Source organism: Arcobacter sp. F155 (assembly GCF_004116455.1).
GTDB lineage: Bacteria > Campylobacterota > Campylobacteria > Campylobacterales > Arcobacteraceae > Halarcobacter.
Genome location: NZ_PDJU01000014.1, coordinates 46427 through 67478, shown reverse-complemented (window position 1 = coordinate 67478; position 21052 = coordinate 46427). Strand labels below are relative to the sequence as shown.

Here is a 21052-nt window from a genome sequence, read left to right as displayed (position 1 = left end):
CTTCTATGAATCCTTACAGTATCTGCCTTTTTTATTATATTTTAACTTATTTTCTTTCTTTATATGATTAGTAACCTCTTTTAAAAGGTCTTTAGCTACGAACAATTCTTTTTTATTAAAATAATTTAAACTCCAAATAGCTATTGCTTTTTCAATATTTTCCTTTACCTTTTTACATTCTTTCGATTCTTTATAGATAAAAGATATATTGTTATAACTAATTGCTACATCTGGATGCTTATCCCCGAATATCTCTTCTCTTAATAATAATGCTTTATTTTGATACTCTAAGGCCTTATCTAAATCTCTTTTATCTTGATAAACAATAGATATATTATTATAACTATTAGCTACATCTGGATGTTTATATCCTAATATATCTTCTCTTAATAACAATGCTTTACTTTGAAATTCTAAAGCCTTATCGAAATCTCCTTTATCTTGATAAATAGTAGATATATTATTATAACTATTTGCTACATCTGGATGTTTATATCCTAATATATCTTCTCTTAATAATAATGCTTTATTTTGAAACTCTAGAGCCTTATCTACTTCTCCTTTATCTTGATAAATAGTAGACATATTGTTATAACTAGTCGATACATCTGGATGTTTCTCGCCTAATATCTCTTCTCGCAATAGCAATGCTTTATTTTGAAACTCTAAAGCTCTATCTAACTCTCCTTTGTCTTGATAAATAGTAGACATATTGTTATAACTAGTTGCTACATCTGGATGTTTCTCGCCTAATATCTCTTCTCGTAATAGCAATGCTTTATTTTGAAATTCTAAAGCTCTATCTAACTCTCCTTTAGCTTGATATATTAAGGATATATTATTATAACCAGTTGCTACAAGTGGATGTTTGTTTCCTAATATCTCTTCACTTAATAGCAATGCTTTATTTTGAAATTCTAAAGCCTTATCTAATTTTCCTTTAGCGTGATAAATAATAGATAACAAAATTTCACTTTTAGCAATAAACTCTGACTTTTCAGGATAAATACTTTTTCTTATTTCATACACTTTTTCTTGGTAAAAAAATGCATTATCATATAAACCTTGGGAATAATAAATATTAGTTAGAGAGTCATATAAAGCACAAGTTATTTCATTTTTTATATGAGAATATAAAGATAAAAAAGATTCTATTATTGGAATATAAGCACCTAGTTTATTAGCAATAAGTGTACTATCATCTGGATTTATATACTCACCAATATTTTTTATTACAAATGAAACATCATCATATTCTAATTTATAGTTATCTAAAATAAAAGTTTTAATAATCTGATGAAGCTTATAAGTATTGTCTTTTTTATTTAACCAACCATTTTCTACTAGCTTTTGAAGTTTTACTTTTAACTTTTCTATACCTAAACATTTTTCTAATACTTCATACGCTATTTCAAGAGATGGAAAAAAGGCTAAGAGCTGTAATAGATATTTTAATTCATCCTTCTCTACAGATACGAAGTGTTTATTGAATGTATTTTGTAAATGTTCTTCAAAAGTTTTATTATCCTTTGAGTCAATTTTTGAGACAGTTTGATTTGTTATACTTTCTCTTAACTCTTCTAAATCAATGTATTCTCTTTTTAGTGAACTTGCTGTTAAGTTTATAAATAAAGGATGATTATCTAAGTACTCTAAGATATCTGAAATATTTTCATCTTTATTATAAATACTTAAAAATAAATCTTTTGCATCTTTGGGATTTAAGGTATCTAAATTTAATTGGTTTTTTACATCTATATCTGTAATTCTTGTAGTTATCAATAAATCAAAATTTGTATTTAATGGCTTTATTTTATCAAAATCTTCTCTTTTTTCTAGGTTATCAAGAAACAATAGATTTTTTTGAGGTAGACTTTGAAGTCTTTGAATAATAGTATCAAAATCATCTTCATCTTCTAAAGACAATTTTTCTTTCAGTTTTGTTTTAAATAACTCTTCTATTGATGAAGTATCGCTTACCTCTATAAAAGCTACATTTTTATAATTGTGTTTATTTTCATGAAAATATCTTGAAGAAATTTCACTTTTACCTACTCCTCCTATTCCATTCACTATATAAGTTAGACTATCAGAACTTAACCTTTGTTTTATCTCTTCAAGTTCTTCTTGCCTTCCTATAAAATAATCTTTATTTTCAGCAGGTAGAGAAGTTAGTGCATTAAAACTGTTTTTATTTTCAGAAGAAATATCTATATCTATTTGAGTTTTAAGAGAGTTTATTTTATCTATTAAAGGTTGACCATGATTTTCATACTCTATTACTTTTATATTTTCATTCAGATTACTTGGTCTTGAACCTTTTTTCAAAAGAATATAGTGTTCATGTGAATTTCCACCAAATATTTCAACAGTTCTGTTTAACTGTTTTACAAAAAAATCATCATCTAAACTAAAACCTATAAACAAAAGTGATTTAGTATTAATTGTAGTTCTTAAAGCTTCTAAAGCAGATTTATGTTTACTCTCATTTGGATTTTCTGTATAAAAATCATTATAAGATTTTGAAGTAAGTATTATATCATCTGGGTTATCTTCAAATCCATGTAAGTGCCATACTGTAGACTTATTAACCCCATCTCTTCCTAAGTTAGCTTGCTCATATTTTGACTGAATATCCCAATGAGATAAGTTTTCATCTTCACATGCTTTATGCAAAACCTTATCATAGTTTGTTGTAATAATAAGGTTTGTATTAAGGTTCCATATAGCTTTTGGTAAATCATATGTAGTTTCATCAATAGTATTGTAATCTATATCTAAAACTTTTTTTAATGCTTTATTGAAATCATTTTTTGACATTCTTTTTTCAATCATATCAGCAATTTCTAAATAATCACAGTGTTCATCTTCTAAAAAAAGTTTTATCGCACTTTTTTGCTTTTCTTTTTCTATTTTTTCACTAAGTTTAATAAGTAACTCTTTCCAGTCAAAAAAAGCATTTAAGCCATCTTTATATTTTATATTTTTAGAAATACCTGCACCAACAAAAGGAATAACTTTTTTTTCTTCAATAAGCCTTTTTAGTTCATTTATCATACAACACCATAATTTTTTAATTTATATTATCTAACTTTTTCTAAGAATTAATTTTATTTACCTTCAAGTATAAGTAAAAATTATAACTGTATTTACTATATATTTACTCTTAGAAAATTTTAGCTATAATCCACGAAAAAACTAGGACTATTATGAAAGATTTGCATGTTGAAACCTCATTAAGCCATATAGCTAAATTTGCTCCATTTGAAGATGTAGCAGGTGCTTCACACTTTCCTATTTATAATACGGGAACTTTTGATTTAAAAAAGCAAGATGGAGATAAGATTTATGACTATACAAGAAGTGATAACCCAACAAGAGAAATGCTTGAAAACCTATTTACGCAAGTAGAAGGTGGAGCTGGTTGTGTTTGTACACATACTGGTATCGCTTCAGTTGCACTTTTATTTGAAACAGTTTTAAAAGCAAATTTTCAAATTCTAGTTGAAGCAGATTGTTATGGTGGAACATTTAGATTACTAAAAGTATTTAAAGAAAAATACAATGTAACTGTACACTTTGCTGACTTTACTAAATTTGATGAAATGGAAGAGATTTTAAAGAACAATCCTATTGATTTAGTTCTTTGTGAAAGTCCTACAAACCCAGGGTTAAAAATCATTGATTTAGAAGAAGTAGCTAAGCTATCACATAAATACCATTCGCTTTTTGCAGTTGATAACTCACTTGCAACATTTATTTCTCAAAAGCCACTAGATTTAGGAGCTGATTTCTCACTATTTTCTACAACTAAATACATCTCTGGACATGGAGCTGTTGTTGCAGGTGCAATTGTTGCTAAAACTCAAGACTTAGCAGAACAAATTCACTACTACGCAAATGCAGGTGGAAGAAGTCAAAATCCAATGGATGTATATCTTATCACTTTAGGTATTCCAACACTTAAAGTTAGAATGAGAGAACACCAAAACCTATCTATTAAAATTGCACAATTCTTAGAAGAACAAGATTATATTACTAAAGTAACTCACCCTGCTTTAGAGTCTCACCCTCAATATGACTTAGCTCAAAAACAAATGGAGTATATTCCTGGTGTATTCTGTGCTGATTTTGAAAGCTTAGAGTTAGCAGAGAAGTTTATTGAAAACACTAAAATCTTTGGAGAAAAGTGTTCATTTGGAAGTCCTGATTCAAGAATTGAAATTCCTGCAAAAATCTCTCATGCATCATTCTCTAAAGAAGAGTTAGAAGCAATTGGAATAGCAGAAGGAACAGTTAGATTCTCTATTGGGTTAGAGAATATTGATGATTTAATTGAAGATATAAAGCAGGCAGTAAAATAATAATGAGTGAAAACTATTTCAATCACATTCCTTGTGGGCAAACACTTCCTGTAAACAATATCCATGCAGTATCTGTCTCTATGCCAAATATTCAAGATGTGATTGATTATGAAGAACAGACACCTGAGATTCTAGAGGTTATAAAAAGTGGTTATCCAAGATTTATGCTTCACCCATATTTAAAAGAGTTAGCACTTTATATAAAAAAGAAGTACAAAGTAAATGATACCTATGAAGTTGTACTTTTAAGTTCTCAAAGAGCAGTTAAACTTGTAAGTGATAAATACTATATTCACAATAAAATAGAAATAGATGAACCCTTTGGTGTGATTTTAGTTCAAAATGGAACATCACAACTGCAAAGGGTTTTAAGTTATATTCAACATGTAGGATGTAATCTTTCTTCAAGACTAGCGGAGCTTTACCTTTTTGAAAAAGGTTTACTAAAAGAGCTTCATAAAGAAGAATTAGAAAATAAAGATGATGCAAAAGATATAATCATATCTACTTTAGCAAATGCTTATAAACAGCCATGTGAAAATGTACACTTAGCTCCTTCAGGTATGAATGCTATTTATTCAGTTGTAAGAGGTATAAACTCAATACAAGCAAGAAATGGAAGAACAGTCTTAGTTCAACTAGGCTGGCTTTATTTAGATACTATGAATATTGTAAACCATCATTATCAAGAGTCAAAAAGCTTTCCTCACCTTGATAGATTAGATTTACTAGAAGAGTATTTAAAAGAAGAAGGACTTAAAGTAAGTGCTATTATTACAGAACTTCCAACAAACCCTTTACTAAAATGCCTTGATATAAAAAAGCTTAGAGAGCTTTGCGATAAGTACAATATTCCATTAATCATTGATACAACATTTGCAACGCCTTTTAACCTTGATTTAACAGACTATGCAGATATCTTTGTAGAATCACTTACAAAGTTTGCCTGTGGAAATGCAGATGTTTTAATGGGAGCAATTATTTTAAATAAAAAACACCCTTTATCTCATATGAATTGGGAGTTTTTTAAACACTGTGAACCTGTATATATAAAAGAGCTTCAAAGGTTAGCTTATGAAATAAAAAATTATGAAAAAAGAGTAAAAACTATTTCAACAAATACTAAAAAGCTTATTTCATATCTTGAAAACTCTAAACTGATAAAAAAAGTTTATCACTGTATGGATGAAGAAAATAAAGAGCTTTATTCTCAAACTATTATTGATGACAACTCATATTGTGGAGTTATATCTATTGAGTTTACAAAACCTTTAACACAAACCTATGATAAGTTAAATTTTGCAAAGGGACCAAGTCTAGGTACAGAGTTTACTCTTCTTATGCCTTATACCTATTTAGCACACTATGATTTAATACTTACAAAAGAGGGAAGAAAGCACTTAGAAGATGTTAAACTACCAATAGATTTAATTCGAATTTCAGTTGGGGTTGAACCTATTGAAGAGATAATCAATGAGTTCAAAAAACTAGAAGAATAACTTAGAGTTTAAGTACCCCTTGAACTCTATTTGTAGTATCATTTTTAGATAAACTTAGTCTTACAACTGAGTTTTCATTTGCTTTTAGATTATGCATAACATCACCATCTAAAGCAACAATATCACCTTTTACTAAAGAAAAAATCTCTTCCTTTACTCCAAAAGCAATAGAACCTTCAACTATTTCAACTGTAATTGGAAACTTTGTTTTATGGTCTTTCATTATTTGATTTTTTGTAAATACTATTCTTATCTCTTTTCTATTTTCATCATCAAACATAGGTGTTATTAAAACTTTTTCTTCACTATATTCTATATTGTCATAAATATTAAACTTTTGCATTTGAAAACCTTTTTATTGGAAGTATAATCAAATACAAAAGCTTAGCTGTTGATTTCAATCAATTAAAAAATCTGAGCGTTTAAAAATAGAAAGATTCCTAAGATAAACATTACTATTGGTGCAATTATTTCTAAGGCATAAGTTATTTTATGAGATTTTTCACTTAGGTTTTTAACACTAACACCTAAAAATGAACTTGCAAAAATCACAAGCCCCATTCCAAAACTAATAGCAATAGAAGCTAAAATAACTGCAAAATAAGTTTCTAGAACAAAAGCATAAATAAACAATACAACAGTACCAGGACAAGGAATTATTCCTGAAGTTATTACAAAATATAAATCTTGCTTCATAAAGTTTGGTTTTAAACTATTTGTTGTTTCAGGTTTACTTGTACTCCAAGGACTTTGTGATGTTTTAGCAGGAGTTGAACAACAAGAGCTACAAGAACAACCTTTGTTTTTAAGTTTTCTATATAAAATATAAATAGCTAAAGCCATAATAAGTACAGCAGAAAACTTTGTTAAAATTTCAACAGAGTCATTTACAAAGTTATTTAAAACTGACTGTAAAACAAAAATAGAAACAATAACTAAAATCAAAGCTCCAACTATATGAATAAAAGCACTAGCTTGTGATATTGCAAAAGCTTTTGTATATGAGCTTTTATTTGCCATAAAATATGAAAAGGCTAAAGACTTTCCATGTCCAGGTCCTAAAGCATGAATAACCCCATAAACAAAAGATACAACTAAAAGCATAAGTAAAGCTAGATTATCACCATTTTCAATTCTTACAAGATAATATTTAACTTTTTTAACAAAATCTTTTAAAAGAGATTCATTCTCTTCTTGTTTGTTTTGTTCTTCATATAAAGTTTGCTCTTCAACTTTTTCGTTTGTTTGCTCTATTTGTTCAATATTATTTTGTTTCTCAGAATTTTGAGCAAGTGCACCTTCAAGGGTGAAGTTAAAAATCAACTCCTCTCTTGTAAATACTTTTATTGTTTTAACATCTTCTATTTTATTGATTTTAGATAACTTATCAAAATGCACTAATATAAAATAGTTTTCATCATCACTTACTCTAAAATATAAAGCATGTTCATTTTTTACTTCAAAATTTAAATCAATTGTATAATCAAAATGTAAAATAGAGTTCTTAATATAAACTCTTTTTTCTGATACATTAATAGGAAGAAAGCTGTTTTTATCTAAAGTCTTAGAATAAGAAAGCTGTACAAGATAATCTCTTGGAATAACATATTCATAAATAGCTTCCCCTATAAGTTCCAACTCATCTTTATCAAAGAAATTATTGGCATTTTTATCATAAACCTCTTTTAAAGAGTCAGTAAAATCTTTTGTTAAAACCCAAGTAACTTTTGCAGTATTTATTTTTTTAGGTGAAGCATCAACTTCAATATAGAATTTTGTTTCAGGAGAGTAGACAGTACAAATAGCGCACCCATAAAGTGCACTACTTGAAATAAATAAAAATAGAAATATTTTACTTATAAGAGTTTGCAATTTCATTTGCTACTTTTAGTAAGTTTTTATCCCAGTTTTCAGCTAATGGGTCTATCACAACAACATTTGATTTGATAGTACCTGAGATTGTTTTAGCACCTTTTTTTGAAAATTGTGGAGCTACAAATACAACTTTAATATCATGTTTTTTTGCTTCTTCAATTAACTCAACTAACTGAGAAGGTTTTGGCTCTTTTCCTTCAATCTCAATAGCTATTTGCTCTAAGTGATATTTCTTTGCAAAATATCCCCAAGATGGATGAAATACCATGAAAGCTTTATGTTCATACTTTTTTAAAATAGATTTTAATTGAGCATCTAAAGACTCTAATTCTATTAAAAATGTTTGTAAATTCTTTTTATAAAACTCTTTGTTCTCTGGATCAATTTTAACTAATTCTCTATAAATAATCTTTGCTTGATTTTTAACTAATGTTGGTTCTAACCAAATATGAGGATCAAGTCCAGTATGCTCATGTCCATGGTCATCTGTTTTCTCTTCTTTGTGTTCATCATGATCTTTATGTTCATCTTCGTGGTCGTGATGTGCATGGTTATGCTCTGGTCCATCATGGTCATGGTGAGCGTGTTCATCTTCATGGTCGTGCTGAGTATTCCCATTTTCTTCATGCTTAGCTAAATGCTCATCATGGTCATGGTGAGAATGAGCTGCCATTTCTATTTTTTTGATACCTTCTGAAGTATCAACTATCTTCATATCTTTATTTGCATTTTCAAACTTCTCTAACCAAGCATTTTCAAAAGGAACACCAATTGCAAAATAGATTTCAGAATTTGCTAGCTTTTTCATTTGAGATACTTTTGGTTCATACGTTGCAGGAGAAGCTCCTGGCTTAACCATAACATTTACATTTATTTTATCGCCAGATATTTTTTCAACAAAAAACTTTTGAGGCACTATACTTACGGTAACCTCTTTAGAAAATAAAATTGCAGTAAATGCAAAAAAAGTTATAAGAATATTTTTCATATATTACCTTTATGATATTATTTTGCAACCCAGTTGCATTTATTTGAAATAGTAGTATATTAAAACTTTTATGCAACTTAGTTGTATTTTTTAGCTTTCTTAGTATAGAAAATTTAAAATTAATAAGATATAATCCAAATATGAACATAGAAAAAATAGCTAACGAATCCAACGTAAAACTAACAACTGCTAGAAGAGCAATCTTAGAAATACTTATTAATACAAAGCGTCCTTTATGCTATGAGGACATAAAAGATGAACTAAAAATGGACAAAGCTACATTTTATAGAAATATTTCTATTTTTGAAGAACAAAACATCATTACTTCATTTGAATCAAATGATAGAAAAAGATATTTTGAATTTCAAAAAAGCGAGCATTCTCACTTTATTTGTACAGCCTGTTCAAAAATCGAGTGTATCCATGAAAGCCCTACATTTAATCTAACAGGGTATAAAATAGATAATATTGTTATAAAGGGTATTTGCCCAAATTGTTTACAAAAAGGAAATTAACATATGATTCAACCATTGATTACTTTAGAAAAGTTTATCAATAAAGAAGCCCTAAGTGGAATCTTATTATTTGTTGCAACTGTTGCTGCTGTAATTGTTGCTAACTCAAGTCTTGGACAAGCATATTATGACTTATGGCACTTACCTCTTGGTATAAATATTGGAGAAATAAAAGTCTCAATGACACTGACATATTGGATTGATGATGCTTTAATGGCATTATTTTTCCTAATGGTTGGTTTAGAAATAAAAAGAGAGATGTTAATTGGAGAGCTTTCAACAATAAATAAAGCTTCTTTTCCATTAATTGCAGCAGTTGGTGGTATGGCAATCCCAGCACTAATATATGTAGCATTAAACCCTAGTAATCCTTTAGGATTTGGTGTTCCAATGGCAACAGATATTGCTTTTGCTCTTGGTATTTTAATGCTTTTAGGAAAAAGAGTTAATCCAGCATTAAAACTATTTTTAGTTGCTTTAGCAGTAGTTGATGATTTAGGTGCTGTTTTAGTTGTTGCAACTGTTTATACAAGTGATATTCAATCACAATACTTCATCCATGCAGGTATTATTTATGCACTTATTTGGCTTTTAAATAAAAGAGGTGTAACTAATCTTTTACCTTATCTTTTATTAGGTATTGCTCTTTGGGTTTATATTCATGCAATTGGTATTCACGCAACTATTGCTGGTGTTTTATTAGCTTTTGCTATTCCAATTAGTTCAAAGATTGATGAAAAAGAGTTTATCAATGATACAAGACAATCAGTAGATGAGTTTGAAAAAAATATGGATGAAGTTCCTGTTTTAAATCATCATCAAATTGATGCATTAGAAACTATTGGTTATGGATATGATAAAGTTCAAAATCCACTTGTAAGATTAGAGCATAACTTACATGGCTTATCAGCATTTTTTATTATGCCTTTATTCGCATTCTCAAATGCAGGGGTTTTAATTGACTTCTCAACGGTTCATGCAAACCTACCAATTGTTCTTGGTGTAGTAATTGGTCTTGTTATTGGTAAACCAGTTGGTATTTTAGGGTTCACTTATTTAGCGCACAAATTCAAAATTGTTAAGAAACCAGATACTATTTCTTGGAGTGAAATTTTAGCAGTTGGGTTTATTGCTGGTATTGGGTTTACGATGTCAATTTTTATTACTCATTTAGCCTTTGTTAGTGAAGAAGTAATTGCCGCAGTTAAACTTGGTGTATTTGCAGCTTCATTTGTTGCTGCTGTTATTGGTGTTATTTTACTACTTAGAGTTAAAAGAAATTAACAATTTTTTAACACAAGTAATATAAAATATTCCCAAAAATTATAAAAGGCATAAAATGAAAAAAACTCTACTTGGATTATTAGTAGCTGGTTCTACTTTATTTGCTTCATCTATTGAAGTAAAAGACTCTTATGTAAGAGCTACACCTCCAGGGTTACCAAACTCTGCTGCATTTATGACAGTTGTTAATACTAGTGATAAAGATGTTGCTATTGTTAAAGCATCATCAATAGTATCAAAAGTTGTTGAATTACATACTCATGATATGAAAGATGGTGTTATGAAAATGTATCAAGTTCCAAAAATTGATGTTGCTTCAAAATCTGAAACTGTTTTAAAACCAGGTGGTTTCCATATTATGTTAATTGGATTATATAATCCTTTAAAAGTGGGTGAAAATGTTGAGTTAACATTAGAACTATCTAATGGAGAAACAAAAACTATCACAGCTACTGTTAAAACTGTAATGGGTGGAATGAAACACCATGGGCACAAAATGAATCATGGAATGAAACACTAGTTTCATGGCTGATAAAAAACAAAGCAATCTTAAAAGTATAATACTACAACTTGGTGTTGTACTTTTAATTGTTGCAGGATACTTTACATTAGACTTCAATAAGATTTACCAATCTTTAAAGGGTGAAGTAAAATATATAACTCAAAACGAACAGTGTGATTTACATCAAACTTCTTGTACTGTAAAAATACAAGATGGAACAGAGTTCACTTTAAGTGTAGAACCAAAAACAATTCCACTAATGAAACCTCTTAAATTTACTATTAAAAGTAATAATAAAAAACTAGAGAATTTAACTCTAAGTATATATGCAACAAATATGTTTATGGGTGAATTTAACCTTCCAATTAAAAACTTAGGAAATGGAAACTATGAAGCTATAGGCACACTTCCTACTTGTCCAGTTGGAAATATGCAATGGAATGCAGATATAAAAATAGAAAAAGCCACTGAAAATATCGGTGCAAGATTTCAATTTAAAACGGATATATAATGAAAATATTTTTAAAACTAGGTATAACTTTTTTAGTTGCAGCAATTTTAATTTCTGTACTTAAACCTTTTGTAGATGATTATCAAGAAGAGCAAAAGTATAACTTCACAGTTAATACAATAGATGGTGAAGTATCAAAAGATGATTTTAAAGGAAAAGCCTTAGCTATCTACTTTGGATACACTTACTGCCCTGATGTTTGCCCAACTTCATTAAGCTCACTATCTCAAGCACTTAAATCTTTTGATAAAGAAAAAACAAAAGATTTTACAGGTTTATTTATAAGTGTAGACCCAGACAGAGACAAATTAGCAAACTTAAAAGAGTATGCAAAATACTTTCATCCAAACTTTATTGGTGCAACATCAAATAAAGAAAATATTGATGATATTACAAAAAGATATGAAACATATTATGAAAAAATAGATTTAGATGACTCTGCAATGGGTTATTCTGTTTCTCATACTTCTTATATCTATCTTTTTGATAAAGATGGAAAATTTAGTGCTAAAGTTGACCACTTCTCTGACCCAAGTAAAATCAAAGAGAGCTTAGAAGCTATTTTAAAATAGCAATATTATTCTAGTGTATTTCTAATAGTTTTGCTATAATGTAGCATGGGCAAACTATTAGAAAACATACTTTTTGAGAATGTAAAGTCTTCAAATGATAGCTTTACAAAACATTATCATGATACATATACAGTAGGTCTTACCTATGAAGGTGTATTAAAATCATATAATGCCTATCAATCTTATAACTCATATGAATACTCAATTAGAATCAATAACCCAGGTGAAGTTCATTGTGGTACATCTCAAGAGTGGTCTCATGTAAATTTTTATCCAACTATTGAGTTAGTTTCAAATATCTACGAACAGATATTTTATGAAAAAAAGATTCCAGTATTTGAAAGACATATAGTTGAAAATCGAACACTATTTATAAAACTACATAACTTTTTTACAGCTTACTTTAAAGATAATAATTCAATGATAATAGAAACACTACTTATTGATGCTTTATCTCAATTAATACTTTCTAATACTTTATATACAAAAGAGTATAAAAAAATATTTGAAGATAAGAAAATAGTAAAAGATACATACGAGTATATAAAAGACTCAATAGACACAAACTTTTCCCTTGATACCCTTGCTTCCAATGTAAACCTAAGTAAGTATCATTTCCTAAGGCTTTTTAAAAATGAGTTTGGATTAACTCCCCATGCTTTTATAGTAAATGAAAGACTAAATCAAGCAAATAGTCTCATAAAACAAGGTTTATCTATAAGTGAAGCAAGCGTTAAAGTAGGATTTAATGACCAATCTCATTTTGGAAGAAACTTCAAAAAATATTTTGGATACTCACCTTCATATTTGAAAAAGTAATTTTTACATTTCGCAATTTTATTCTAGACAAATAGTTTGACTAAATAGTATAATCCAATCAAAAAAGATTATACAATGACAGATTCGAATAAAAATATATTTTATATCCTAATGTTCTTTGCCATGATTGGATGGGGTGGCTCTTGGGTAAATGTAAAAGTATTAAGCTCTTATATAAACGAATATGATGTTATGTTTTTTAGATACATTATTACAGCAGTTACTATGATTCCTATTATGCTAGTACTTAGAAAATCTTTTAAAATTGATTTAAAAAGTTTTATTTTAGTAGTTGTAACTTCAGCAATACTTGTTGCATATATGAAATACTTTTATTTAGGTACTAAACTAGGAACTGCAAGTTTAGGTGGAGCTTTTGTAACAACGCTTATTCCTATAAATACTTTCTTAATCCTTGCAATCTTTGGAAGTAAAAAGATATTCAAAAAAGACTATTTTGCTTTAGCTCTTGGTGCATTGGGTGTTTTAACTATGCTAAATGTTTGGAGTGCAAACCTTGACGAAGTTTTTGTAATTCACAACTTATATTTTATCTTAGCTTCTATTCTTTGGCCACTTCTTACAATAACTAGTTCAAAAGCTACAAAGATATCACCAATTGTTTTTACTTTTTATATGTATATAGTAAGTAGTTTTATGGCTATTTTCTTTATGGATTTTACTACAATTGCTTATGATAAATTTGATTCAGTATTTTATATAAATCTTTTTGCAATCACTATTTTTGCTTCAACTTTTGCGAATACTATTTTCTTTTTAGGAATAGAAAAACTTGGAGCTGCTGATGTTAGTAGTTTTATATTTTTAGTTCCTTTTGCTGCAATTACACTTAGTGCAATATTTTTAAAAGAAAATATCACTATTTCAATTATTATTGGGACAATTATGACTATAATTGCAGTGAAAATATTAAATAATATAAAAATTTATAAAAAGAAAAAAGTTGAGCATTAATCTAAATACTAAAAAATTAAATACCTTTACCCTATCTGGACTAATTATTGGTCCTATTTTGGGTTCAGGAATAATCCTTCTGCCACCTCTTATTTATAATATGGTTGGTTCCTTTTCTCTTATTATTTGGGGAACTATTCTTATTTTAGGATTTATCTTTGCACTTATTTTTGGAAAACTTGCAATTCTTTTTCCAGGAGAAGGTGGAGTAAGTTTAGCTACAAAAGAAGCCATGGGAAAAAAGTATCAATTACTTACTTCCTTTTATCTTATTTGTGCAGTTTTTTTTGGTCCAGTTGCTGTACTAATTATTGCTGCAAAGTTTATACAAAATCTTTTTCCAGATGTTAGTATTGAGCTTCTAGCCTTCTTTATTTATATTATTACTTACCTCTTTTTACGTTCAAAGGTTAACTTTATTGGGAAAATGATGTTAATAGTTAGTTCAACTATTACGATTCTTTTTTTATTATCAAGTATTGTTGTTTTAGCAAATGTAGAAACCTATACTTTTTCATTACCAACTCTTAGTTTTAATGAATTTGGATATGCTTTATTAGTTGTATTTTGGTCGATAGTGGGATGGGAAGTAATTGGAAATTACTCTAAAGAAGTTGAAGATACAAAAACACTTACAAAATCAATTATTTTTTCTGCAACTATTATCTCTATAGTATATATCTTTTTAACTCTTGCAATTACACTTGGAGAGTTTCCCAAAGATGAAGAGTTTAAATTAGTTTGGCTTATTGAACCACTATTTGGAACATATTCAAGTTTTATTTTAGCTGTTATTTCAGTTATTCTTTGTATTGGTACTTTAATTTTATTTGTTGGAGCAGTTTCAAGATTAGTAGCCTCATTAAAACTAACTTCTTATACCTCAGCTCATTCAAGTAATAATGTTCCAGTAGGAGCTTTAAATGTATTGTCATCATTATATATTATCACTTTATTTTTAGTCTATTTAGACTATATAACTTTAGATGAACTTGTAGCTTATTCTGATGCATTTTTTATTGCAAATGCTCTAATAGGATTAGTTACTGCAATAATTCTTTTTGAAAAAGGTTTTTTAAGAACAGCTTCGATAGCTCTTAGTTTAGTATTTTTCTCTATATTAATCTTTTCAAATATAATTATTTTATCAGTAATATTTATTCTTTTCATTCTTGTATTTTTGAAAAAATAGTCTAAAGATTTATGCAGATTTTAAATCTTTAGATATCTTAGTTCCTACAGGATTGTAGTCCGTCAATCTTCTCATTACAATTGAAGCTGTTAAGTCTCCTGTAACATTTATAGTTGTTCTGCACATATCTAAAATCCTATCAACTCCTAAAATCAAAGCTATTCCCTCAACTGGTACACCAATTCCTTGTAAAATAGTTGCTAAGATTACAATACCAACACCAGGAGTACTTGGAGCTCCAATTGAAGCTCCAACAGTTGTAAGAGCTAAAACAACAACCTCTACTAATGATAACTCAACACCAAAAAGCTGTGTTAAAAATAGTGCTGCTATAACTTGATAAATTGCAGTTCCATCCATGTTAATTGTAGCTCCAAGAGGTATTACAAATTTTGATATTGGAGTTGGTATATTTAATTGTTCTTCTGCTGTTTTCATAGAAAGAGGCATAACAGCAGCTGATGAAGAAGTAGAAAAAGCCATAAGCTGAACTTCTCTAATTCGGCTTAAAAAATCTAAAGGTTTTACTTTCCCTACACTATAAACAATAATCAGATAAAAACATAAAAGAGAAAAAAGTCCAAGTAATACTGTAAATACATACATTGACATAGAAAAAATTGCATCAAATCCTATTTTGATAGTAATACTACATAACAAACCAAATACTGCATAAGGAGCTAATTTCATGGCCCATTGAACGATTGTCATAGAAAATGCTTGAAAAGATTTTGCTAAGTCTAGCATAGGTTTAGAGTCTTCATCTTTCATATTCATTAAAGCTATTCCTACAAAAATTGCTAAGATTACAAAGGCTAAAATATTTCCATCTAAATTTGCCTGTGCTGTATTTACAGGTATCAGTCCAACAATTAAATCAGGTAAAGATATTTCATTAAATGTAGTTACTTCTTTAATAGCAACAGTTGCAGTTGAAATAGTATTTAATATCTCTTTTGATACAAAATCACCTGGCATAATTACATATGAAATAATAATTCCTATAGTAACAGCAACCATAGTAGTAAAAACAAAATATGGGGCAATTTTTATTCCTAAGTTTTTTAAAGTATCCATATCTTGGGAACTTGTTATTCCTAAAATTATTGAACTCATAACAAGTGGAATTACAACCATTTTTATTAAAGCTAAAAAAATATTTCCTATTAATGCAACCCAAGGTGCAATATTCAGTGCAATATGTTCTGGTACTAATGCAAAAGCACTAGGTGAAAGTATAAGACCTAAAACAACACCAAATATCATTCCAAGAAGAACTTGAAACCAAAGTTTTTTCAACATAAATACTTGCCTTTTATATCTAAAATAATTATCTATTATACATAAACTTATTTTAATGACCTATATCAATAAATTAAAACTCTTTTTCTGATAAAATTTCATGAATAACTATTCAGTTAAAAGGACTAAAATGATTAAAAAATTATCACATGCATGTATTGGAACACTTTTTTTAGCAAGTAGTTTACTTGCAGCAGGAAAGCTACACAAAGGTGAAGTTTTAGAGTTACAAGACTCTGGTGCATATATTTATATTAAAGTAAAAAAACAAGATGAAGAGATTTGGGCAGCGATTCCTAAAACAGATGTAAAAGTAGGAGACAAAGTAACACTTAAAGAGTCAACATGGATGACAAACTTTAAAAGTAAAACTCTAGAAAAAACTTTTGATAAAGTTTTATTTGGTGAAATTGAAGGTCAAAAAAAGGCTATTCATGGAGTTGACAATGTACATGGAATTCATGGACAAGCTATGAAAAAAAAGCCAAATCCAAAATTTGATGATATCACTATTTCAAAAGAAAAAGCTATTAAAACTGATATTGCAACTATTCAAAAAGATATTAAAAAGTTTAAAAATAAAAATGTAACTGTTCAAGGAGAAGTAGTTCAAGTATCAAATAAAGTCATGGGAAATACTTGGATTAAAATCCAAAATAATGATAATGCAATCATTTTTAGGTCAACAAATGAAGATGAAAAAGTAAAAAAAGGTGACAAAATAAAAGTTACTGGAACAATCAATACAGATGTAGATTATGGATATGGCTTTAAATATAAAGTTATTGGAGTAAATGCAAAGGTTGAAAAAATCTAATTTCCAAAGATAGGTTTTAAACCTATCTTGGATAAAAGCAATTGTTTATATCAATTGTAATTCCATTTATATACTCTGGACAATCAGTTGCTAACCAAAAAATAGCTGCTGCTACTTCTTCAGGTTCTGCAAATCTATTTGTTACAACTGCTGCTTTAAATGCAGCTTTTCTAGCTTCATCATTATCTTTTTGCATATCTGTTTCAGCTGCACTTGGAGCAACACAATTTACAGTAATACCATCACTTCCTAAAAGCTTAGCATAAATTTTTGTAGCATTTATAAGCCCTGCTTTTGCAATCCCATACCAAACATCAGGGTGACCTATTTGTCCTGCGATTGAAGCTGTATTTACTATTCTTCCATAACCTTTTTTCTTCATACCTTCACTAAATAAGTTCATTAGCTCAACAGGAGCATGTAAATCTACATTCATAATATGCTCTTTTGCTTCTTTTGGATAGTTATTGTAAGTATATTTTGGTTGCATATAACCTGCATTGTTAATCAAAATATCAATATCCCCTACTTCTTTAGCTAAAGCACTCAGTCCATCTACATCAGATAAATCATACTCTATAGTTTTTACTTTTTCATTATCTTTATACGGAAAGTTATCATAGTTTCTAGCTAGTGTAATAACTTCATAATCAAGCTCTAAAAACTTTTCTACAACCTTTAGTCCTATTCCTTTATTTCCACCAGTTACTAATACTCTTTTAGACATAGTTTATCCTTGTAATTATTTCTTTAAATTAAATATAGATATTATTTAGCTATTAGCTTACAATAAAATAAATTTAGGAGTTCTTTATGAAAAAGCTTATTCTTGTATTTTTTCTTTCTATTTATTCATATGCAATAAATCCTATAATGCTACCTCTTAAAGGTGTAAAAGTAGAACATACATACTCAAATGGTAAAAAAGAAAACTATACAATCGAAAGACAAGACTACAAAGAGTGTTTAAATCTTGCAGTGGATGTAGAAACTTTTCAAAGTGAAAGTTTAGCTTCATCAAAAGTTCACAAAAAGTGCAAAAAGACTTTTATTACTACAAAAGGAACAATTCAACCTCTTTTTTTACATAAAGATATCAAAACATTTGCAGAGCTTGAAGTATTAGAATTTATTGAAAACAAATCAAGTAAAAAACCTGAAAACTTTATTTTAGTAGATAGTAGAACAAAGGATTGGTTTAACAAAGGAACTATTCCAAGTGCTGTAAATATTCCATATGATGAGTTAGAGTATGATGAGGATTTTGAACTTGAATATGAAAGAGCCTTTGAACTTTTAGGGGTAAAAATAGAAGATAAAAACAACTATGATTTTACAAATGCCAAAACTGCTCTATTTTTTTGTAATGGTTCATGGTGTGCTCAGTCACCAAGAGCTATAAAAACACTTATAAAAATAGGTTTTCCAAAAGAAAAAATTCTTTGGTATAGAGGAGGAATTGCTGCATGGGTAGGAGTTTCCCTACCTCTTACAGATGAATTAAAATAGAATATTTAGTTTTGACCAAACATCTCTTTAAAAGCTCTAGCTATCTCTTCATCAGTTGCTGGCTTTTTTATTTGGTCTTGAGGAGTTGGAGCTTTATTAAAAAGATCTTTTAAAATAGAGTCTTTTAATTTATCTTCTAACTTCTCTTTTACTTTATTTTTCAGTTTATCTTTTACAAACTTACTTGTATCTACATTAACTTTAGGGTTAGATAGATTTCCTTTAACTTTTGTATCAAACTCATACTTTTTGATTTTTGTTTTAACTAATGCATTAATTGTATTTGCTTTTGTATTTAATGTACTGTTTGGAACTTTGATTGTAGTATATTGACTTTCCATATTTACAATTGTATTTATGATATCTTTATTTATTTTACTATCAATATCTACTGTTTTATAAATCTCTTTTGTAATATCAAACTTAGCAAAAGTATTGATAATATTTGAGAATTCATTTTGAATAAATTGTCCGTTTATTAAACTTCCTTTGATATTACCAATTTTTGAAGTTGTATTATAGTTTACATCGATATTTGACTTAGAAGTGAAAATCTCAGGATAATACATCATATGAGTTAAGTCTTTAACTTCAACCCCATCTATTTTTGCAGTGAAGTTATCATTTACAAGGTTAAAGTTAATATCTCCACCAAATAGTTTTGTTTGACCATCTACATTTAACTCATCTTTGGCTTGTTTGATATTTCCTGTTAAACTTAGATTTCCTCTCATCTTTTGACCAGTTACATCTTTAAGTTTACTAAGGTCTGCTACTGTTAGTAAATAGTCACTTGTAAATATTAAATCTTTTAGATTGTAAACTGCTTTTTTCATATCAACATTTGCTAAAGTAGTGTTTACATCAACAATTGAACTAGCTAAAGTTTTTTCTAAAGAACTGTCAATTACAGCATCAAAATTGATTTTATCTTTTAATTTTTGTTCAAACTCTTTATTTACAATACTATTATTTACTAAACCATTTACAACTGTTGCAATAACCTTACCATCAAGATTATTTAAGTCTGCATTTTTAATATCTGCATCAATATTTAAAAGACCCGTTGCAAATTTAGGTTGGTCAACTAAATTTAAAACATATGCCAGTTGTGCATCATTCATATTCAGTTTTACTGTTTCTGGTTTATTGTTTTTAGTAGTTACTTTATATGTAGTATTTGATTTAAAAATATCAGTAGAACCTGATAAATCTAAATTATTGTTTTGAAACTTTACATCACCAATAGCTGTGAAGTTACCATTTAGTTTTTGGTTAATTAAAGGTTCTAACTTAGATAAACTCTTCACAAAAAGTTTATAATCACTCACTAATGAGTTTTCTTTTAAATTATAATCAGCTTTTTTAATATTTAAACTTGCAATTGTACTATCAAAATCAACTTGAGAAGATGCAGTTTCACTTGAAAGCTGAGTATGAGTTTTAGAACTAAAAGTTATAGGAGCATAAGCCTTTTTATTTGCTTTTGGCTGTATTGCAAGAGTATTTAAAATACCATTTGAAACAGAAGTATTTACGATACCATCAAGGTTATTTATATCTGCATTTTTAATATTTGCATCAATATTTAAAAGTCCTGTTGCATATTTTGGTTGATTTAACATATATAAAAGTTCATCAACTCTTACATTTGTCATTTCAAATAATATTTTCTTGGGTTGGAATTTTTCAAGTTTTATATCATAATCAGTTTTTCCTGAAGCAACTAAACTCTCTCCAATAACTTCTGAAAAAGCTTCATCTCCTCTTACTATACCTTTTGTAGAAAAAGAGCCATTAAGTTTTTGTTTTGTTATGTTTTGAAGTTTTGATAAATCTTTTATATTTATATTATAGTTTACGTCAATACTTTTAGCAAAAATATTTAAAGCACCAAAAACATTTATTTCTGAGTTGTCATCAATAGTTGCTTTAAATACAATTTTATCCATAGTTAGAACAAAGTTGTTTACTTTTAGATTGACATCTTTTTGCCCTTCATTTACTTTATCTTCAATAATTGAAGCAACAAATGAGTTACCTGGTGATGTAAATAATACCCCATATATAGTACCAATTGTTAAAACTATAATTAGAGTAAGAGAGAAAAAGAGTTTCTTCATATTTGATTCCTTATTAATAAAGCTCTATTATACTCCAATCAAATTGAACTTTTTATTATTTATTTTTTGTAATTTTTTTCTTAGAAATAAGCTTTTTCTAATGTAACTTTAAAGTTCATTGAGATAAAATCTTGCCAATCAAAGTGATAAGTAGGGATACGCAAGCCGAACGGACTTTGAAAACAAAAATATTATAAGGAATCTA

General features: G+C 28.2%; 19 protein-coding genes. 12 read left to right on the top strand and 7 right to left on the bottom strand.

Annotation, left to right across the window (positions count from 1 at the left end; translation table 11 throughout):
- Positions 1–3: 3 nt before the first annotated feature.
- On the bottom strand, positions 4–3057 hold the full coding sequence (locus tag CRV03_RS13120) for a tetratricopeptide repeat protein (protein ID WP_129085592.1): 3054 nt from the start codon (positions 3055–3057) through the stop codon (positions 4–6).
- A gap of 152 nt (positions 3058–3209) precedes the next feature.
- On the opposite strand from CRV03_RS13120, the gene CRV03_RS13115 reads away from it, so the two are divergent.
- Positions 3210–4364, top strand: a complete 1155-nt coding sequence (locus tag CRV03_RS13115) for a PLP-dependent aspartate aminotransferase family protein (protein ID WP_129085591.1) — start codon at positions 3210–3212, stop codon at positions 4362–4364.
- A gap of 2 nt (positions 4365–4366) precedes the next feature.
- Positions 4367–5863 (top strand): PLP-dependent transferase, encoded by a 1497-nt coding sequence (locus CRV03_RS13110; RefSeq protein WP_129085590.1) that lies wholly within the window; start codon positions 4367–4369, stop codon positions 5861–5863.
- A gap of 1 nt (position 5864) precedes the next feature.
- Here CRV03_RS13110 and CRV03_RS13105 read toward each other — a convergent pair whose 3' ends face one another.
- The 3 genes from CRV03_RS13105 to CRV03_RS13095 form a co-directional block, all read right to left on the bottom strand.
- Positions 5865–6206, bottom strand: coding sequence for a cupin (locus tag CRV03_RS13105; RefSeq protein ID WP_129085589.1), 342 nt, complete (start codon positions 6204–6206; stop codon positions 5865–5867).
- Positions 6207–6268: 62 nt separating this feature from the next.
- Complete coding sequence (locus CRV03_RS13100; protein ID WP_129085588.1) at positions 6269–7741, bottom strand: nickel/cobalt transporter; 1473 nt, start codon at positions 7739–7741, stop codon at positions 6269–6271.
- Complete coding sequence (locus tag CRV03_RS13095) at positions 7716–8726, bottom strand: metal ABC transporter solute-binding protein, Zn/Mn family (RefSeq protein WP_129085587.1); 1011 nt, start codon at positions 8724–8726, stop codon at positions 7716–7718. The genes CRV03_RS13100 and CRV03_RS13095 overlap by 26 nt, the downstream gene beginning before the upstream one ends.
- A gap of 140 nt (positions 8727–8866) precedes the next feature.
- Between CRV03_RS13095 and CRV03_RS13090 the strand changes: the two genes are divergently transcribed.
- From CRV03_RS13090 to CRV03_RS13055, 8 genes are all read left to right on the top strand, one after another.
- Positions 8867–9241, top strand: a complete 375-nt coding sequence (locus CRV03_RS13090; protein WP_129085586.1) for a Fur family transcriptional regulator — start codon at positions 8867–8869, stop codon at positions 9239–9241.
- Between the two features lie 3 nt (positions 9242–9244).
- Positions 9245–10525: a Na+/H+ antiporter NhaA gene (gene nhaA, locus CRV03_RS13085; RefSeq protein WP_129085585.1), complete on the top strand. Its 1281-nt coding sequence runs from the start codon at positions 9245–9247 to the stop codon at positions 10523–10525.
- Positions 10526–10580: 55 nt separating this feature from the next.
- Positions 10581–11045 carry a copper chaperone PCu(A)C gene (locus CRV03_RS13080; RefSeq protein ID WP_129085584.1) on the top strand — a complete coding sequence of 155 codons (465 nt, stop codon included), beginning with the start codon at positions 10581–10583 and terminating at the stop codon, positions 11043–11045.
- Between the two features lie 4 nt (positions 11046–11049).
- Entirely contained in the window at positions 11050–11538 is a 489-nt protein-coding gene (locus CRV03_RS13075) for a hypothetical protein (protein ID WP_129085583.1), read from the top strand.
- Positions 11538–12110, top strand: coding sequence for an SCO family protein (locus CRV03_RS13070; RefSeq protein WP_129085582.1), 573 nt, complete (start codon positions 11538–11540; stop codon positions 12108–12110). The genes CRV03_RS13075 and CRV03_RS13070 overlap by 1 nt, the downstream gene beginning before the upstream one ends.
- A gap of 45 nt (positions 12111–12155) precedes the next feature.
- The gene (locus CRV03_RS13065) at positions 12156–12929 is read left to right on the top strand and encodes an AraC family transcriptional regulator (RefSeq protein ID WP_129085581.1); all 774 of its coding nucleotides are present in this window, start codon (positions 12156–12158) and stop codon (positions 12927–12929) included.
- 75 nt (positions 12930–13004) lie between these two features.
- Positions 13005–13904 (top strand): DMT family transporter, encoded by a 900-nt coding sequence (locus CRV03_RS13060; protein ID WP_129085580.1) that lies wholly within the window; start codon positions 13005–13007, stop codon positions 13902–13904.
- Entirely contained in the window at positions 13894–15096 is a 1203-nt protein-coding gene (locus tag CRV03_RS13055; RefSeq protein ID WP_164968665.1) for an APC family permease, read from the top strand. Before CRV03_RS13060 ends, CRV03_RS13055 begins: the two co-directional genes overlap by 11 nt.
- A 9-nt stretch (positions 15097–15105) precedes the next feature.
- On the opposite strand, the gene CRV03_RS13050 is transcribed toward CRV03_RS13055, so the two are convergent.
- The gene (locus CRV03_RS13050; RefSeq protein WP_129085578.1) at positions 15106–16398 is read right to left on the bottom strand and encodes a dicarboxylate/amino acid:cation symporter; all 1293 of its coding nucleotides are present in this window, start codon (positions 16396–16398) and stop codon (positions 15106–15108) included.
- A 130-nt stretch (positions 16399–16528) separates the two neighbouring features.
- Here CRV03_RS13050 and CRV03_RS13045 point away from each other — a divergent pair, with 130 nt between their 5' ends.
- A complete protein-coding gene (locus CRV03_RS13045; protein ID WP_129085577.1) occupies positions 16529–17215 on the top strand; it encodes a hypothetical protein in 687 nt (228 codons plus the stop codon).
- Between the two features lie 22 nt (positions 17216–17237).
- Here the strand turns inward: CRV03_RS13045 and CRV03_RS13040 are convergent, their stop codons facing one another.
- Positions 17238–17942, bottom strand: coding sequence for an SDR family NAD(P)-dependent oxidoreductase (locus tag CRV03_RS13040; protein ID WP_129085576.1), 705 nt, complete (start codon positions 17940–17942; stop codon positions 17238–17240).
- Positions 17943–18028: 86 nt separating this feature from the next.
- On the opposite strand from CRV03_RS13040, the gene CRV03_RS13035 reads away from it, so the two are divergent.
- Complete coding sequence (locus CRV03_RS13035; protein ID WP_129085575.1) at positions 18029–18724, top strand: rhodanese-like domain-containing protein; 696 nt, start codon at positions 18029–18031, stop codon at positions 18722–18724.
- A gap of 5 nt (positions 18725–18729) precedes the next feature.
- Here the strand turns inward: CRV03_RS13035 and CRV03_RS13030 are convergent, their stop codons facing one another.
- Complete coding sequence (locus CRV03_RS13030) at positions 18730–20847, bottom strand: hypothetical protein (RefSeq protein ID WP_129085574.1); 2118 nt, start codon at positions 20845–20847, stop codon at positions 18730–18732.
- Between the last annotated feature and the right edge of the window lie 205 nt (positions 20848–21052).

Excerpts from the sequence above, each read along its gene's own strand:
- CRV03_RS13095 (WP_129085587.1), bottom strand. The coding sequence starts at position 8,726 with ATGAAAAATATTCTTATAACTTTTTTTGCATTTACTGCAATTTTATTT.
- CRV03_RS13075 (WP_129085583.1), top strand. The coding sequence starts at position 11,050 with ATGGCTGATAAAAAACAAAGCAATCTTAAAAGTATAATACTACAACTT.
- CRV03_RS13110 (WP_129085590.1), top strand. The coding sequence starts at position 4,367 with ATGAGTGAAAACTATTTCAATCACATTCCTTGTGGGCAAACACTTCCT.
- CRV03_RS13120 (WP_129085592.1), bottom strand. The coding sequence starts at position 3,057 with ATGATAAATGAACTAAAAAGGCTTATTGAAGAAAAAAAAGTTATTCCT.
- CRV03_RS13080 (WP_129085584.1), top strand. The coding sequence starts at position 10,581 with ATGAAAAAAACTCTACTTGGATTATTAGTAGCTGGTTCTACTTTATTT.
- CRV03_RS13040 (WP_129085576.1), bottom strand. The coding sequence starts at position 17,942 with ATGTCTAAAAGAGTATTAGTAACTGGTGGAAATAAAGGAATAGGACTA.
- CRV03_RS13045 (WP_129085577.1), top strand. The coding sequence starts at position 16,529 with ATGATTAAAAAATTATCACATGCATGTATTGGAACACTTTTTTTAGCA.
- CRV03_RS13105 (WP_129085589.1), bottom strand. The coding sequence starts at position 6,206 with ATGCAAAAGTTTAATATTTATGACAATATAGAATATAGTGAAGAAAAA.
- CRV03_RS13030 (WP_129085574.1), bottom strand. The coding sequence starts at position 20,847 with ATGAAGAAACTCTTTTTCTCTCTTACTCTAATTATAGTTTTAACAATT.
- CRV03_RS13115 (WP_129085591.1), top strand. The coding sequence starts at position 3,210 with ATGAAAGATTTGCATGTTGAAACCTCATTAAGCCATATAGCTAAATTT.
- CRV03_RS13100 (WP_129085588.1), bottom strand. The coding sequence starts at position 7,741 with ATGAAATTGCAAACTCTTATAAGTAAAATATTTCTATTTTTATTTATT.
- CRV03_RS13035 (WP_129085575.1), top strand. The coding sequence starts at position 18,029 with ATGAAAAAGCTTATTCTTGTATTTTTTCTTTCTATTTATTCATATGCA.
- CRV03_RS13060 (WP_129085580.1), top strand. The coding sequence starts at position 13,005 with ATGACAGATTCGAATAAAAATATATTTTATATCCTAATGTTCTTTGCC.
- CRV03_RS13065 (WP_129085581.1), top strand. The coding sequence starts at position 12,156 with ATGGGCAAACTATTAGAAAACATACTTTTTGAGAATGTAAAGTCTTCA.
- nhaA (WP_129085585.1), top strand. The coding sequence starts at position 9,245 with ATGATTCAACCATTGATTACTTTAGAAAAGTTTATCAATAAAGAAGCC.
- CRV03_RS13090 (WP_129085586.1), top strand. The coding sequence starts at position 8,867 with ATGAACATAGAAAAAATAGCTAACGAATCCAACGTAAAACTAACAACT.
- CRV03_RS13050 (WP_129085578.1), bottom strand. The coding sequence starts at position 16,398 with ATGTTGAAAAAACTTTGGTTTCAAGTTCTTCTTGGAATGATATTTGGT.
- CRV03_RS13070 (WP_129085582.1), top strand. The coding sequence starts at position 11,538 with ATGAAAATATTTTTAAAACTAGGTATAACTTTTTTAGTTGCAGCAATT.